General features: G+C 64.1%; 12 protein-coding genes and 1 pseudogene. 5 read left to right on the plus strand and 8 right to left on the minus strand.

Annotated features, from left to right (window positions below; genetic code table 11):
• A partial coding sequence (locus OCK02_RS21425) for an FG-GAP-like repeat-containing protein (protein ID WP_263814785.1) occupies positions 1 to 3362 on the minus strand: 3362 nt, incomplete at its 3' end.
• Positions 3363 to 3746: 384 nt separating this feature from the next.
• On the opposite strand from OCK02_RS21425, the pseudogene OCK02_RS21430 reads away from it, so the two are divergent.
• Positions 3747 to 3827 (plus strand): annotated as a pseudogene (locus OCK02_RS21430) (IS6 family transposase); the annotation flags it as partial.
• Between the two features lie 317 nt (positions 3828 to 4144).
• Here the strand turns inward: OCK02_RS21430 and fba are convergent.
• Positions 4145 to 5188, minus strand: coding sequence for a class II fructose-bisphosphate aldolase (gene fba, locus OCK02_RS21435; protein ID WP_263814786.1), 1044 nt, complete (start codon positions 5186 to 5188; stop codon positions 4145 to 4147).
• Positions 5189 to 5347: 159 nt separating this feature from the next.
• On the opposite strand from fba, the gene OCK02_RS21440 reads away from it, so the two are divergent.
• On the plus strand, positions 5348 to 5488 hold the full coding sequence (locus tag OCK02_RS21440; RefSeq protein WP_263814787.1) for a hypothetical protein: 141 nt from the start codon (positions 5348 to 5350) through the stop codon (positions 5486 to 5488).
• A 109-nt stretch (positions 5489 to 5597) separates the two neighbouring features.
• On the opposite strand, the gene repB is transcribed toward OCK02_RS21440, so the two are convergent.
• The 3 genes from repB to OCK02_RS21455 form a co-directional block, all read right to left on the minus strand.
• Entirely contained in the window at positions 5598 to 6629 is a 1032-nt protein-coding gene (gene repB, locus OCK02_RS21445) for a plasmid partitioning protein RepB (RefSeq protein WP_263814788.1), read from the minus strand.
• Entirely contained in the window at positions 6626 to 7843 is a 1218-nt protein-coding gene (gene repA / locus OCK02_RS21450) for a plasmid partitioning protein RepA (protein ID WP_263814789.1), read from the minus strand. The genes repB and repA overlap by 4 nt, the downstream gene beginning before the upstream one ends.
• Before the next feature lie 292 nt (positions 7844 to 8135).
• Positions 8136 to 9272, minus strand: coding sequence for a M24 family metallopeptidase (locus OCK02_RS21455; RefSeq protein WP_263814790.1), 1137 nt, complete (start codon positions 9270 to 9272; stop codon positions 8136 to 8138).
• Between the two features lie 265 nt (positions 9273 to 9537).
• Between OCK02_RS21455 and OCK02_RS21460 the strand changes: the two genes are divergently transcribed.
• A complete protein-coding gene (locus OCK02_RS21460) occupies positions 9538 to 10836 on the plus strand; it encodes an alpha/beta hydrolase (protein ID WP_263814791.1) in 1299 nt (432 codons plus the stop codon).
• 42 nt (positions 10837 to 10878) lie between these two features.
• Here OCK02_RS21460 and OCK02_RS21465 read toward each other — a convergent pair whose 3' ends face one another.
• Complete coding sequence (locus tag OCK02_RS21465; protein ID WP_263814792.1) at positions 10879 to 11571, minus strand: GntR family transcriptional regulator; 693 nt, start codon at positions 11569 to 11571, stop codon at positions 10879 to 10881.
• A 295-nt stretch (positions 11572 to 11866) separates the two neighbouring features.
• Between OCK02_RS21465 and OCK02_RS21470 the strand changes: the two genes are divergently transcribed.
• Both OCK02_RS21470 and adh read left to right on the plus strand, forming a co-directional pair.
• Positions 11867 to 12841: a helix-turn-helix domain-containing protein gene (locus OCK02_RS21470; protein ID WP_230808915.1), complete on the plus strand. Its 975-nt coding sequence runs from the start codon at positions 11867 to 11869 to the stop codon at positions 12839 to 12841.
• Positions 12842 to 13122: 281 nt separating this feature from the next.
• A complete protein-coding gene (gene adh / locus OCK02_RS21475) occupies positions 13123 to 14631 on the plus strand; it encodes an aldehyde dehydrogenase (RefSeq protein WP_263814793.1) in 1509 nt (502 codons plus the stop codon).
• A gap of 147 nt (positions 14632 to 14778) precedes the next feature.
• Here the strand turns inward: adh and OCK02_RS21480 are convergent, their stop codons facing one another.
• Together OCK02_RS21480 and OCK02_RS21485 are read right to left on the minus strand one after the other, a co-directional pair.
• Positions 14779 to 15039 (minus strand): heavy-metal-associated domain-containing protein, encoded by a 261-nt coding sequence (locus OCK02_RS21480; protein WP_263814794.1) that lies wholly within the window; start codon positions 15037 to 15039, stop codon positions 14779 to 14781.
• A 52-nt stretch (positions 15040 to 15091) separates the two neighbouring features.
• Complete coding sequence (locus OCK02_RS21485) at positions 15092 to 15757, minus strand: TetR/AcrR family transcriptional regulator (RefSeq protein ID WP_263814795.1); 666 nt, start codon at positions 15755 to 15757, stop codon at positions 15092 to 15094.
• Between the last annotated feature and the right edge of the window lie 341 nt (positions 15758 to 16098).

Below are 16098 nucleotides of genomic sequence, written 5' to 3' on the forward strand. Positions count from 1 at the left end.
TGGCTCCTGGCCGTCTCGTAGTCCACGGCCTTGGCCAGCTGCAGCTGGTTGCCGACGACCTTGAAGATGCCGCCGGGGTTGGACGACAGGCTGTAGGAGACCGCGCCGCCTTCCGGGTCCTTCGCCGACAGCGTGCCGACGACCGTGCCGACCTTGGCGTTCTCCGCCACCGACGACTTGGACAGCGAAAGCGCGGTCGGCGCCTCGTTCACGTCCGTGACGCCGATGGTGAAGCTCTCGGCCACGATATTGACGCCGTCGGAGACCTCGACCGTCACCGTAGCCGACTTCACCTTCTCGTAGTCGATCGCCTTTGCCGTGACGAGCTTGGCGCCATCGAGCCTGAACAGGCCGCCGGCGTCGCTCGTCAAGGTGTAGGCCAGCGCACCACCTTCCGGATCGGTCGCCGAGAAGGTCCCGACGACCGTGCCGATCGCCACATTCTCGGAGACGGTCTTCGCCGAGATGTCGAGGCCTGTCGGTGCCAGGTCTTCGATCGGCGTCACCTCCTGCGTGGCGACGTTATAGAGTGCGTCCTTGAACTTGATGTACTCGGTGGTACGGATACGATCCATTTCGCCGGACGCGTTCTCGGTGAGATAGATGGTGCTGAGCGCGAGCAGGTTGTAGTCAGCAAAATTGCCGTCGACGATGACCGTGTCGATGCCGTCACCGCCATCGACAATATCGTTGCCCGAGCCGATTCGAATCGTGTCGTTGCCGCCGCCGCCGTTGAGTGTGTCATCGCCGGCACCACCGTTGATCGTGTCGGCGAATACGGTACCGGTGAAGACGTCTGCGCCGGCCGAGCCGATATAGTTCTGGGCGTAGGCATCGAGCGAATCTGAATAGACCCCGATCCTGGCCGTTGAACCGATATCGCCGTACATGTGCGCGACGGTGAAGTTGTGAACCGGACCGTTGGCCTCGATTTCCGCTTCGTCAGCGCCGGTCGGCTTGTTGTTGCTGAGAGAGAGCCCGGTGATCCGCAGTTCGGCCGCGCCGCCCTGGAAAGAACCGGACGAATCGTAAGCGCCGTTGCCGCGGGTGCCGTACTCGATGGTGCCGATTTCGCCCCAGATAGTATGGGTGGCGAAGTAATACTCCATCGATCCGCGCGCCAGCACGTACTTCGAAGCCGTGTCCGAACCGTAGGCCATCATAACCTCGCTGCCGGAGAACGCGCCGCCATTGTCGAACACCGGCATGCCGCCGCCAACGGTTCCGGCGAGGAAGCCGCCGCGGATATAGGCCTCGAAGTCCATGCTTGCGGCATTGGATGCATCGATGGTGATCGTGCCGGCAGAGCCGAGCGGGTTACCGTCGTCGTCGGTCGTGGTGATGCGGAAGGACTTCTCGACGGTCAGGCCGCCCGAATCGGTTGCCAGCACCTTGACGTCGTGGATCAGAGCTCCGCTCAAGTCCTTGACGACGAGCTTGTTGTCGACGATATCGAATGCCTCGCTGCCGCCGGGGATACTGTAGGTGAAGGTGTCGCCGCTGTCGGGATCGGTGGTGGTCAGGTCGCCGACGACCGTGCCCGCCGCACTGCTCTGAGGCACAAGCAGCTTCGACAGTGCAATGCTGAGCGGTGCCTCGTTGGCGTTGGTGACGTCGATCGTCAGGGTCTGGTCGGTGAAGGCGCCGCCCTCGTCGGTGGCGCGGACGATGATCTGGAAGCTGCTCTGGCCTTCGAAATCGAGCGCGGTGTTGAGCTTCAACTGGTTTCCGTCCAGCGTCACATATTGGCCACCGCTGTAGAGGCTGTAAGTGACGGGACCACCCTCGGGATCGGTGGCAGACAGCGTCCCGATCAGTGTTCCGATGGCTGCGTCCTCGGCGACGGTGTCGCCGCTCAACTCTACCTCCACGGGGCTCAGGTCGTCCGCCGGCGTCACGGCCAGCCCGATCGTCTTGGAAACCACGGAGGGGTTCAGGGGATCCTGATCGTTGATGGTGATGTTGAGCTTGGCGCTGGTCTCGTCGTTGTTGGCCGTGGTGAACAGCACGCCATCGTTTTCGAGGAAGGCATTGATGTCGGCGATGGTGCCGGTCAGAACGACCTGCGACCCGGAGCCGGAGCCGGAGACGGTGACGCCGGCTGCAGAGGTGGCCTCGAGCGTGCCGCGGTCGACGCTGAGCGTGACTTCAACCGCGCCGGTCGAATCATCGCTGAAGGCAATGCCGTGAAGCGCGGTCGGCGCGTTTTCGGCGACCTCGATCGCCTCCATCCCGGTTGCGAAGCGTACATAGTTGCGGCTGCCGCCGATCGAAACCGGACCTGCGGAAATCAGGTCGATCACGCCGTCATTGTTGAGGTCGCCATAGTTGACGTCGAAGAAGTCGGCTTCGGACGGATATTTCACATTCGTCATGTGCTCGGTGAAGGTGCCGTCCGCCTCCTGCTCGAACCAGGAAAGGTAGGATTGCTGGGTCTGCGCCGTTTCTCCAACCGTCCTCGGCGAACCGGCGATGATGTCCAATCGGCCATCGCCGTTGACGTCGACCACCCGGAAACCGGTGACATAGGGGCTTTGTTCGTTGCCGTCGGCTATCGTCTGCTTGGGGCCGAACGTGCCGTCTCCATTGCCCTTCAACCAGGACAGTTCCTTGCGGTTGGAGTTTGCGACCACTGCATCGAGGGCGCCGTCGCCGTCGAGATCGACGAGCTCGACACTTTCGGCGGGGTAGATCGGATCGAGATTGACCGTATGGGTCTGGGTGCTCTGGCCATCCGCGCCGATGGTAAATGCTTTAAGCGTGCCGCTGCCGTCCGTTGTGACCACATCGAGGATGCCGTCGCCGTTGATGTCGCCCGTTGAGACGGAGTAGACGGATGTGCCGGTCGCCAGCAGCGACTTCGTAAACGTGCCGTCGCCGTTGTTCTTTGCGATCATGACCCCTGCGTCGCCGCTTCCAGCCGTCAGCACGTCGAGATCGCCGTCGCCGTCAAAGTCGACGGTGGTGACGTCCAGAATGTTCCGGAAGCCGGTCTCAAGCGTTTCAAACGCGCCGAACGTGCCGTCGCCATTGTTCTTCAGGTAACCCAGCGTCTGTTCGCTGTAGTCTTCGTTCCACCGCGTCATCAGGACGTCCTGATTGCCGTCGCCGTCGATGTCGCCGTTGTAGATGTGCCATTGGGATCCGGTCGCAATCGTCGTTGCGGCTCCGAAAGAACCGTCGCCCTGGTTCAGCATCAGCGAGATCGTATTTGAGTTGCGTCCGTTGAGGACGAGATCCTGGAGACCGTCGCCGTTGGCGTCGAAGACGAGCGTCTCGACCGCCTGTGTCGACGTTCCGAGGTCTTGCTGCTCCCCGAATACGACGGTCGTCGGAGTTACGGTGATGGTTGGCGCACTCATGTTTGATTCTCCCCGGGCCAGACCGGCCCCATAAAAAGACATGGCCTCGCCGACCCGAACGCAGGAGATGCGATCAGGAAGGGCCACAGTTGAAAAAGTAATTTTAGTGCGTTGAGCCCCCTGCCCGACGCACATACATGAACCCGCCGTGATTGAACGGCAGCAACTTAATATTTTTCATGAGTACTTTCGTCAAGTATTAAAACGAGAAGTTTCGATCTCTGCCTGCGAAAGTGGCAATTCGTCATGGCGCTCGTCGTGGCGACCGACCGGCGCCCGTGTACTCCCCCTCGCCGGTAGATGACTGCCGCTGGCGGAGGGGGATGAGTTGGATGGGCATTGCAAGCTTAGCCGACGGCTGATGAGGATCCGGGACTATGGGCCTTTCCAGCGGAAGCGACAGCCCATGCGGTGCGGCTTTATTTCCGCCGTCCGCTGAGCCTGCGCATGGTGGAGGACCTCCTGCCGCCCGTGCCCGCCTCCCGGTTGTTGCGGTATCCCCGTCTGGCCAGTTCATGCTGTATAGGACGTTCGCGTAACAGGCTGATTTCTGGACGTCCACCGCCCGCAATGAAAGCAAACTGACAGTTATCTTTATCCACTGATTGTTAACCATAAAGGCGTCAGCCTTCGTGATGGCCGGCGTGATCTGGTGCCGGCTGCGTGAACAACGCGGCCGCAATCAGCTAAAGGCCTCAACTGGCGCCTGAAGTCTGGCTACGACGCAGGCAACTCATTCCGAACCGGGGCGGGAAGTCGCCTCCCCGCCCCGGTGAAACGGCTCACGCCGCGGCGTAGGACTTTGCCATGTCCGGCAACCGCTTGACGCGGATCTTTGATGCCTTACCAGCCGAGCGGAAGGCCTCGAAGCGCTCCTTGCAGACATCGACCATCAGCGCCGTCGCCGGCTTGAGGTAGTTGCGCGGATCGAAGTTCTCCGGGTTTTCGGCGAACTGCTTGCGGATGGTTCCGGTCATCGCAAGGCGCAGGTCGGTGTCGATGTTGACCTTTCGGACGCCGAGCGGGATCGCCTTCTGGATCTCCGATACCGGCACCCCCCAAGTCGGCTTCATCTTGCCGCCATAGGCGTTGAACAGGTCCTGCAGGTCCTTTGGAACGGACGACGATCCATGCATGACGAGATGCGTGTTCGGCAGTTTCCGGTTGATCTTCGCGATGGTCTCGATCGACAGGATCTCACCGTCGGGCTCGCGCGTGAACTTGTAGGCGCCGTGGCTGGTGCCGATCGCTACGGCCAGCGCGTCGACGCCGGTCTTGCTGACAAAGTCCAGCGCCTGGTCCGGATCGGTCAGAAGCTCCTCGCGCGACAGCTTGCCCTCGAATCCATGGCCGTCCTCCTTGTCACCGGCGCCCGTTTCCAGGTTGCCGAGACAGCCAAGCTCGCCCTCGACCGATACACCGGCCGCATGCGCGATCTTCACCACCTCCGCCGTCACGCCGACATTGTATTCGTAGCTGGCGACCGTCTTGCCGTCGGCCAGCAGCGAGCCGTCCATCATCACCGAAGTGAAGCCGTTGGTGATCGCGGAGATGCAGGTCGAGGGCTGATCGCCATGGTCGAGATGGAGGCAGACCGGGATATGCGGATATTCCTCTGCCGCCCCGAGAATGAGGTGGCGCAGGAAGGCGTCGCCGGCATAGGCCCTGGCACCGCGGCTTGCTTGCAGGATCACCGGAGAGTCGGTCGCGTCGGCGGCGCGCATGACGGCCTGGATGTATTCGAGGTTGTTCACGTTGAACGCCGGCAGTGCGTAGTCGTTCTCTGCAGCATGATCGAGCAACTGCCGCATGGTAATCAACGCCATTCCGTATCTCCCTGTTCTGGCAAAAAATCCTGGATGGCTGGCACTAATCACAGAAGCAAGGAGCGTTGCAACAGGCCGACCGCCGCCAAGCTTAAACCAAATCGATTGAAAGAAAATCAAATCGATTAGCAAGGGATTTCAAGGCCTTGGATGACGCAAATGACAGCCGCCAGGCCCGCTCCGGATGTCGAGTTCGACCTCTTTGGCGATTCGCAGACCCGCGGCTTCCGCAACTCCTGCCATCGTCTTTTCGGCACCTTCGGCGTTACAGCTGATACACCGTCGAAATTTCCGCTTTGATTTCAGTGGAATAGCAGCGGGAACGCTTCTCAGCCCCTCCCCGCGCCCCGTCCCGGCCGGAAGCCGCACCGGGACCCGCCATCGGCGGCGGGTCCGCCCGTGGCGACCCTCAGCCACGCCCCTGTTCGAAGCGCTGCAGAAGACCCGGCATCTCGCGTGCCAGCCACTCGGCGAGGCCCGGGACCTGCCGCTCGTCGACGGAAAACCGTGTCACCGTCCCTGCCCTCTCGATCGAGACGGCATCCTGGCCGGCCGCGCCCTTGATGACGCTTCGTGCCGGCGCCGGCTTCTCCTTGGCCTCCAGCAGCGAAAGCAACAGGGCAAAGCGGGCATCGCTATCGGCACTCAGCCACCGGTCGGACGAGATCAGTCCGTTCGCCGCCGACGATCGGGCGGCTGGCAGCTTGCGGTCGGAAAAATGGGCCGCGAGCTTCTCCCATTTCGGGCGGCCGGTCTTCGGCGCCGGCCCGATCTTGCGGACGATCTCCTGCGGCAGCGCGCCGGCGAGCGACGTCAGGATCGAGATATAGGCCAACCCCTTGTCCTCGCTTCGACCGAGCGCCGCAGCGATGGTCTGCCGATCGAAGCCGCGCTCCTTGAGTTCCTGCGCGAAAAGCGCCTGCTCGATGAAGGACAGGTCCTTCCGTTCGCTGTTCTCCTTGCCCTGGGCGATCACGAGGGCGTCGTCGGACAGCTCCCGTACGATCGCCTTGACGGGACGACCGAGCTCGCGCGCCGCCTGCCAGCGACGATGGCCGTAGGCGATCTGGAAAAGCCCGTTGGCCTCCGGATGCGGGCGCACGAGGATCGGCACCTGCTGGCCGTGCTCGCCGATGCTGCGCACCAACTCGGCAAGATCCGGGTCGACCTGCCCGTCCATGCGGTCGCGCACGAAGGAGGGCACCACCTGGTCCGGGGCCATTTCCACGACCGCTTCCGACCCGGCGATTTGCTCGCGCAGGCGGGCGTTCTCGTCCTCAATCGCCGAAAAGGAATCCTGCATCGAGCGTACGGCGCCGGAGGACACCCGCCGGCCGGCCTGGGACAGGGGCGAGGGGGCAACCGCCGCGGCAAGCTCGTCGGCGTTGATGCCGCCGAACATGGCCTTCATTCTCTTGGATCGATCACTGGCGCTGTTCATTTGCGTCCCCAGACAGTCTTGATGTGGCGGAAGATCTCGGCGTTCACGGCATCGACCGATTCGAGCGCCCGGTTGAGCGTATCACGACCGACGCTGCCTCGCGTCATCTCGTAGAGGCTCTTCTTCTCCAGACCGGCACTGGCGATCGCGGTGGTATCGACGACGGAAGCGGCAAGCACGTCCTCGCCGAACAGCGAGCGCAAAAGGGCCACGACGTTCACCTGCGGCACGTCATGCGGATTGTGGCGGGTCAGCACGTAGCGGATGAAGTCGTGCTCCAGCGAACCGCCAGCGTCTTCGATCACGCCGAGCAGGTCGCTCGTCATCGCCAGGAACTGGTTCATCGAGGCGACGTCGAGCATGGCCGGATGCACGGTGATCAAAAGCCCGGTCGCCGCATAGAGCGCACCGAGGGTCAGGTAGCCGAGCTGCGGCGGCGCGTCGATCAGCACCACGTCATAACGGTTCTCGACCTCCGCGAGCACCGTCTTCAGCCGACGGAAGAACATGCCGTCACCGCGCGACAGGCCCTTTGCGATCGCCTGCGGCGTCTCGTGCTCGTATTCCATCAGCTCGAGATTGCCGGGAACGATATCGACGCCGTCGAAGTAGGTCCGGCGAATGACCGCCGAGAGGGGAACCCGCTCGTTCTCGTCATAGCGGATCGCGGCATAGAGCGTCTGGTTGGCATCCACGTCGAACTCGGGCTGGTAGCCGAACATGGTGGAAAGCGAAGCCTGCGGATCAAGATCGATGGCAAGGACCCGCAGGCCCTGCAAGGCGAGATAGTGGGCGAGGTGCACGGTCGTCGTCGTCTTCGCAGACCCACCCTTGAAGTTGGCGATGGCGAGCACCTGCAGCTTGTCACCGGCCCGCCGGCGCGGAAGGAAGTCGAGGGCTTCCGCCGGCCGCCGGTTGGCAAGGTAGGCGCGGATCTCGTTGACCTGGGAAAGCGTGTAGACCCGTCGGCCGTTGTCCTGCCGGTCGGGGATCACCGCCTCGCCATCCAGCGACATCTGGCGCAGCGTCGATTCGGCGATGCCGAGCAGGGCGGCCGTGTCCTTCGAGGAAAAGGTGCGGAGCGACTTCATCGCCTCCGGCGGATACATCTGCTGTCGCAGGTTCTGCAGTTGCGCCGACAGCAATTGCGAATGTCGCATGATCCGGTCGGCGGACGAAAGAAGGTCCTGGGGTCGTCTGAGTGCGTTTTCCATGATGGCCCGACGGTTAATTGAGAAAAGTCGGAAAAATTCCGTCGCGACTGTTTTTCAACTGATTTGTCCGTTCGGTCAAACGGTTTATCGTTAACGCGGCGTTAACATGCACAGCTGCGTTAGGGCGACGCCGGTCATCGGGCGGGGGAGGGGAGGCGGAAGCGCCACTTCGCTAAGCTATTGATAAAGATCAGTTCGGTTGCCTTGATCTACAAAGGCAAGGGCGCCGCCATTCCGGCCGACGCCCTTGCGGATCCGATGTGCGTGCGCGGTCAGATCGATGACTGGGGACCTAGCCGAACGGCTCCGCCGGCCCCCTGGCGGGCGTCGTGAACCATTCAGGCCCGCTCGCGGTCATGTGGATATGGTCCTCGAGCCGGATCCCGTAGCGCCCCGGAAAGACGATCATCGGCTCGTTGGAGAAGCACATGCCGGTGGCAAGCGTCGTCGCATTGCCACGGACGAGGTAAGGCTCTTCATGGATCTCGAGCCCCAGTCCGTGGCCCGCCCGGTGCGGCAGCCCCGGCAGGCGGTAGTCGGGGCCGAGCCCATGTCCGGCGATCACCGCGCGGGCGGCATCGTCGAGACTGTGGCAGGGCGCCCCCAGCCGGGCCGCGTCGAACACCGCCTGCTGTGCCGCGCGCTCGATCGCCCAGGCGCGGGCAAAGTCCACATCCGGTTCGTCCAGCACATAGGTCCGTGTCAGGTCGGAATGGTAGCCGTCGATCCGCGTCCCGGTATCGACGAGGATCACATCGCCTGCCGCAAGCGTCTGGTCGCCATCGGCGCCGTGGGGGAGGGCGGTCGCAGCACCGAACGAGACGATGCAGAAGGTCGAGCCGCCGTCGGCGCCCAGTTCCCGGTGCTGCTCGTCGATGTAGCGCACGACCTCCGAGGCTCGGATTCCCGGCCGCATGATCGCATGTGTGCGCCGCTGCACTTCCAGCGTCAGGCCCATCGCGTAGGTGATCAGCGCAATCTCGGCCGGTGACTTTGCCAGTCGCAGATCGCGGATCAGCCGGCCGCCATCGGCCAGGCGTTCCGCTCCGAGCACGCCGGCAAGCGCATGATAGGCAAAGAGCGGCAGGGCGTCGTCGAGCGCCAGGCGGCCCCGCGGCCCCAGCAGGGACGCTACCAGCGCCGCCGGGTCCTCTTCCTCCTGCCAGACGACGATCTTGCCCTCCAGATGCGGCAATGTCTCGACCCGGCTCTGTTCGAAGGCCGGGACGACATAGGTCAGCGTAGTCGGCGTCACCAGTGCTCCGAGCAGACGCTCGCTCTGGTGCCAGACGAGGCCGGTGAAATAGCGCAGGCTCTCCGTCGAGCCGAGCAGCACGCCGTCAAGGCCTGCCGCATCCATGTTCCGGCGCAGCGCCTGCAGCCGGGTCTGCCGTTCGGCGTCCGTGATGAGGGGAGGGGGAGTGGTCATGAGATCTTCCGGCTTCGGTTTTCGTTCGGGCGGCTGCAGCATGCGTGGCCGCCTGCGGCGCAGCATAGAAGAATTGTAGGCAGTTTGTCGACATTGAATCCATCCAGACGCGGCCGCCATTCTCGTACGGGATCATGCGCAATCTCGGCTTGCTTCCGCTTTCCGCGTGCAGGGCGATGCGCTTCGCGTTAGTGCTGTCGTCCAGTTCAAGAATTCGCCGCCGGCTCCTTGCGCGCAGGGCGACACCGGAAACGAGGAGCCAGCCTTGCCGATCCGCGAGTACACCATCCCCGGGCTCTTCGTCCGCGACCATCTCGTTCCCGTTCCGCTGGACTGGTCGAACCCGGACGGCGCAACGATCGAGATCTTCGCCCGCGAGCTCTGCGACGCCGCGCGCTCCCGCGAAACCCTGCCGCTGCTGGTGTTCCTGCAGGGCGGTCCGGGCGGAAAGGCCCCGCGACCGACCGGCGGCGGGCCGAGCTGGCTGGCAGAGGCGCTGAAGACGCACAGGCTCGTCCTTGTCGACCAGCGCGGCACGGGCCGCAGCTCCCGCATCGAAGGCGCGACGATGGCGGCCTTCGAGCGCGGCGAGCCCGCCGCCGACTATCTCTGCCATTTCCGCGCCGATAGCATCGTGGCCGATTGCGAGCACCTGCGAAAGACGCTTTTCGGTGGCGTGAAGTGGGAAACCCTCGGCCAGAGCTATGGCGGCTTCCTGACGCTGACCTATCTCTCGGCGGCGCCCGAGGGCCTTTCGGCCTGCTACGTGACCGGCGGCCTTGCCGGCCTCGACGCGACCGCCGACGACGTCTACCGCCGCACCTATCCACGCGTTGCCGAAAAGAACGCCCGCTACTACAGCCGCTATCCCCATGATCGCGACCGGATCGGCCGCATCGCCGATCACCTCGCCGGGAACGACGTGCGCCTGCCGGACGGCGACCGGCTGACCGTCCGGCGGTTGCAGACGGTCGGCATCGATCTCGGGATGGCGCCGGGTTTCGAGAACATCCATTGGCTGATGGACGAGGCCTTCTCGAACTCCGCCGAGGATCGGCTGTCCGATCACTTCCTGGCCGCGGTCATGGAGCTCACCTCCTACGACGCCAATCCGCTCTTTGCCGTGCTGCAGGAGGTCATCTACGCTCAGGGAGACGGGGCGACGGCCTGGGCGGCGGATCGCATCCGCGCCGAGCATCCCGAATTCTCCGAAGCGCATCGGCCGCTGCAGATGACCGGCGAGATGATGTATCCGTGGATGTTTCAGGAAATCCGCTCGCTGCGACCGTTCCAGGCAGCCGTCGAGGCCCTCGCGGCACGGTCGCACCACGGCAGGCTCTACAATCCGCAGAGGCTTGCAGACAACGAGGTTCCGGTCGCGGCCGCCGTCTATTTCGACGATATGTATGTGGACGCGGCGCTGTCGCTTGAAACCGCGCGCCATGTCGGCAACGTCGAGACCTGGGTGACCAACGAATACGAGCATGACGGCGTGCGCCAGTCCGGCGCGGTCTTCGCCCGGCTGGTGAAGATGGTGAAGGAGCGCGGCGGACCGCGCGTCTGACCGCCGCAAGGGGAGGGGCCTCGACCCGGTCCGCCGCTTGTTCTATCGCTCGGCGAGGTCCATCGGCTGGCGAAGATCCCGGGCGATGTAGTCCTGGATCTGGCGAACGATCTGGGCGGCATGCTCCGCCGCCAGCCGATTGCAGAGGTCGACGTCGCCGGCCTCGATCGCGGCGATGATCGCCTCATGCTCCTCGACATACTGCCGCGGCAGCCGGTCCTCGAACGTCGAATAGTAGAGGCGCAGGATTCGCCGGCCCTCGTCGAGGAGCCGGGTGAAAAAGCTCGTGTAGTAGCCGTTGCCGCCGAGTTCGGCGATCGCCACGTGGAAATCGCGGTTCGCCTCGATCATGGCGAAGGCGTCCCGATCCTCCACGGCCTTGCGGAAGTCGCGCTGGCGGGCGTGCACCTTCTCCATCAGCTTCGCATCCCTGTGCATGGCGGCCGCGCGCGTCGTGGCGCGGTACATCAGGCTCAGTGCCTCGAAATAGGAAGGCAGCGTGGCGAAATCGATCGCCGAGACGACCGTGTTGCGGTTCGGCAGCGTCGTCACCAGACCGTCCGCAGCCAGCCGCAACAGGGCCTCGCGCACCGGCGTCCGCGACATTCCGAAGCGTTCGGAAAGGCGCACCTCGTCGAGCGGGCTCCCCGGCTCGAGCGCCATCGTCAGGATCTCCTGTCGGATGGTCTTGTAGACGGACTGGGTGCCGGACCCCCGTGCCCTGCTTGACTCCATCGCCCCTTTGCTCCTAGCTCTTGCCGGTGTCAGCGCGGCATCTTGTCAGCTTTTTTGCACACAAACTGTCGACATTTCAAGACTTTCCTGCGACGGCACCCCATGGCCCCACGCAGGACGGCGTCTTCGCAAACACTCGAGCCTTCCGAACAGCGATCACACAAATCGAAGGCCTCACTGCCGACTGTCGCAAGGCTGCGACACTTCCACCGCCGCTTTCGGCCGGGCCGCGGCTGACCGCGGTTGCCTCACGCTTGAGATTCCGCCACAATCCCCGCGGTTCAGGGAGGAGCCGATGGTGGGACGGTCCGCGCCCGCAGAATCTGCGCATGCAGAACAGGTCTATTCGACGGCGCTGCGGGGCTCAGCCGCCGCGAGTTCGCCGATCGTCGCATCGTGGCAGCGCTGCATGACCCTGCACCGCCTTGCGCCGGAAGAACAGCGGCCGCCGTTGCGCCTGACCGAAGGCGAATTTAACCTGGCCCAGGAAGTCTCCGGACAGCTCGTCGCGAACGCCACCGATGAACTGGACCGGTTGTTCGCCATGCTCGGCAAGGCCGGCTACTGCATTCTCCTCACCGACCGGAACGGCGTTGCACTCGAACGGCGCGGCGCGCGCGGTGACGACAAGGATTTCCAGAATCTCGGGCTCTGGACCGGCTCGGTCTGGACGGAGGCCAGCGTCGGCACCAACGGCATCGGCACGGCGATTGCCGACGAGCGCTGCGTGACCGTCTTCCGCGACCAGCACTTCCTCTGCTCCAATATCGGCCTCTGCTGTACCACCGCCCCGATCCGCGATCACCGGGGACAGCTCGCCGCCGCCCTCGACATCTCCACCCGCCGCGACGACGTCGACGAAATGACCCTGTCGATCCTTTCGCAGGCGGTCCGCGATGCCGCCATGCGCATCGAGATCAACCTGTTCCGCAGCGCCTTCTCCGATGCCCGCTTCATCATGCTGCCGGCGGGCGCGAACTCGGCATCCGCTCTGCTGGCCGTCGACAAGGACGACCTCGTGGTGGGTGCGACACGCGCCGCGCGCCTGGCGCTGAAGCTCGACGACGGCCGGATCGCCGCCGGACTGCCCGCCGCCGACGCGCTCCAGGAGGGTCGCGACGCGACGAACGGAGAACTGGCGGAGGCGGAACGCGCCGCCCTTCGCCGCGCGCTTTCGCGCACCAATGGCAACATCTCCCGCGCCGCCGCCGCCCTCGGCATGAGCCGCGCCACCTTGCACCGGAAGATCAAGAAACTCGACCTGCATTGAGCGCAGAACCTTCACCCGGCGACCAACTGTCTTCGGGGGAGGGGTGACATGCTCGAAAATGGCGTGTCGAAGCCCGCCGCGTGATTCCGGCAGATCGCGCCGCAAACGCGCGTCGACTGCCCGGATGGCCGCGATGCGCGCCAACTCCATTTGCCCGCCCCATCTGTTTCAATCCTGCGACAGGCAGCGGCCCGGAAGCACCAGGCCCTGCTATTCCGTAAGAGAAAACGCACGCACACTCCTGCCATCGGTTCCAGCGAACCAGATCTAGGGAGGATCGCATGCTGCATCAGAAAATCGTCGAGACACCGTTCAAGCTGACCTACGGCAACTATATCGGAGGCGAATGGCGCGAGCCGGTCGGGGGCAAGTACTTCGACAACATCACGCCGGTCACCGGCGGCAAGCTGTGCGAGGTCGCGCGCTCCGACGAGCGCGACATCGAGGCCGCCCTCGACGCGGCGCATGCGGCCAAGGACAAATGGGGCCGGGCGTCCGCCACCGAGCGCGCCAACATCCTGATGAAGATCGCCCAGCGGATGGAGGACAATCTCGATCTCCTCGCGAGGGCCGAAACCCTGGACAACGGCAAGCCGATCCGCGAGACCACGGTGGCCGACATTCCGCTCGCAATCGATCACTTCCGCTATTTCGCGGCCTGCATCCGCGCCCAGGAGGGTTCGATCGGCCAGATCGACCAGGACACTGTCGCCTATCACTTCCATGAGCCGCTCGGCGTGGTCGGCCAGATCATCCCCTGGAACTTCCCGATCCTGATGGCCGCCTGGAAGCTTGCACCCGCGCTCGCAGCCGGAAACTGCGTCGTCCTGAAGCCCGCCGAACAGACGCCGGCATCGATCCTCGTCTGGGCGGAACTGGTGGGCGACCTGCTTCCGCCGGGCGTGCTCAACATCGTCAACGGCTTCGGCCTCGAGGCCGGCAAGCCGCTGGCGACCAGCCCGCGGATCGCCAAGATCGCCTTTACCGGCGAGACGTCCACCGGACGGCTGATCATGCAATATGCCAGCCAGAATCTCATCCCGGTCACCCTCGAGCTCGGCGGCAAGTCGCCGAACATCTTCTTCGCCGATGTCATGGCGGAAGACGATGATTTCCTCGACAAGGCGCTCGAAGGCTTCGCCATGTTCGCGCTCAACCAGGGCGAGGTCTGCACCTGTCCGAGCCGCGCGCTGATCCAGGAATCCGTCTTCGACCGCTTCATGGAAAAGGCGGTCAAGCGCGTCGAGGCGATCAGGCAGGGCGATCCGCTCGATCCCTCGACCATGATCGGCGCGCAGGCGTCGGGCGAACAGCTCGAGAAGATCCTCGCCTATCTCGACATCGGCCGCCAGGAAGGCGCGGAGGTGCTGACGGGCGGATCGCGCAACGACCTCGGCGGCGAACTGGCCGGCGGCTACTATGTCAGCCCGACGATCTTCAAGGGCCACAACAAGATGCGGATCTTCCAGGAGGAGATCTTCGGCCCCGTCGTCTCGGTCACGACCTTCAAGGACGAGAAGGAAGCGCTCGAAATCGCCAACGACACGCTCTACGGTCTGGGCGCCGGCATCTGGACGCGCGACGGCAACCGCGCCTACCGCTTCGGCCGCGAGATCCAGGCGGGCCGCGTCTGGACCAACTGCTACCATGCCTATCCGGCCCATGCGGCCTTCGGCGGCTACAAGCAGTCGGGCGTCGGCCGCGAGACGCACAAGATGATGCTCGACCACTACCAGCAGACCAAGAACATGCTGGTGAGCTACAGCCCGAAGGCGCTGGGCTTCTTCTGATCCTCCCCGGCCGCCCCGCACGGCGCGTCGCTTTCCCCGGAGACCAGGCGAGGTCTCCGGGGTCTTTCATGCCTCACCGTGTTTCTGCGGTAGCCCGCGGCCACGGCCGTCGCGCCCATCGGTTGCGCGCCGGATGAGATGACCGGTTCACGGCGGAGATCGGTCCGGATTGGCCCCGGCGTTTCCAGCCGCAGTCTCCAGCACCACCGGCGTGTAACCTTCGGCGGCGATGAGATCGGCGACGGTCCGGGCATCGACGCGGCCGGAGACGGTGACGCGGTGGGTGGCGATATCCGCATTCACCTTCGCATCGGGAAAGGCGGCTTCTACGGCGGAGGTTATGGTTCGGACGCAGTGGCCGCAGGTCATGTCTTCCACCGCAAACGCAAGGATCGGTTCTTCGGGCATCTCGTCTTTCCCTGTTGAAAGGCTCAAGGTGGAGCCATGCCACATGGGAAGGTCAAGGGTTTTCCTGCGCGTTGCCCTCGATGCCGGCGGGACAGAAGCCGGCCAACTGGCCATGGATGATGTGCTTGAAGTCGACCAGCATGTTCTCCGCCTCGTCCGCCGGCAGGGCAATCGCCAGGCGGACCATGCTCCCGGCCAGTTGGAACAACAGAAACACGAGCCTCCCGAAGCGCTCGCGCTCGCCTTCGGCCACCAGATGCGACGACAGCTGGCAGAACAGGTCCGCCTGGCGCCGCGTCTCGGTGATGTCCATGTTTTGCAGGTCCTTGTCGGCCTGGATCGCATTGAGCAGATCCTGGATGGCGGGATCGCCGGCCACCCGCAGATAATAGCTGTCGAGAATGCCGTCGGCGGCGTCACGGACGTCCGCAATGTCCTTCAATGTGGAGAGGCTGGCCCCGATGCCGGCGCGCGTCGCCGCGCTGTACTGCTCGTAGAGCATCGCGATGATGGCCGACTTGTTCGGGAAGTACTGGTAGACCGAGGCGATCGGCCCGCCGGTCTGAAGCGCCACCTCGCGCATGGTCATCCCGTCGATGCCCTTTTCGCCGATCAGCTGCTTTGCAACGCGCAAGATCTCCTCGACGCGTTCCCGGCTACGCTCCTGTTTCGGTTTGCGCCGCAGGCGCTGTCCGAGGTCATCGGCATCTGCCGTCATACCTGCTTGTCCTCGTCTCTCTTTTCGCCTGTTTCCATTGAGGAAATGGCGTCTCCGCGCTGGACGCGGCGGCGCCGAAGCATCATCATGACACCCCACTAAAACAGTACAAACTTAATGAACTATTCCCGTATCCGTCCACGACGGCCCCAAAATGGATCAGCGGCTCGGCTGCCTCCGCGACGCCGCAGTTTCCCGTTGACAAGCCAGGGGCGAACCATCAGGCTTCGATGATATGATACTCTATCATATTTCGGCGGTATTGGGGCAGGAGGCCGTCTGAATGGTGGATGGCGCAGGAAACGGGCTTCCGGCCGGCGCACGGCTCTGCGCCCCCCTTG

It is taken from the genome of Rhizobium sp. TRM96647 (assembly GCF_025780115.1).
GTDB lineage: Bacteria > Pseudomonadota > Alphaproteobacteria > Rhizobiales > Rhizobiaceae > Mycoplana.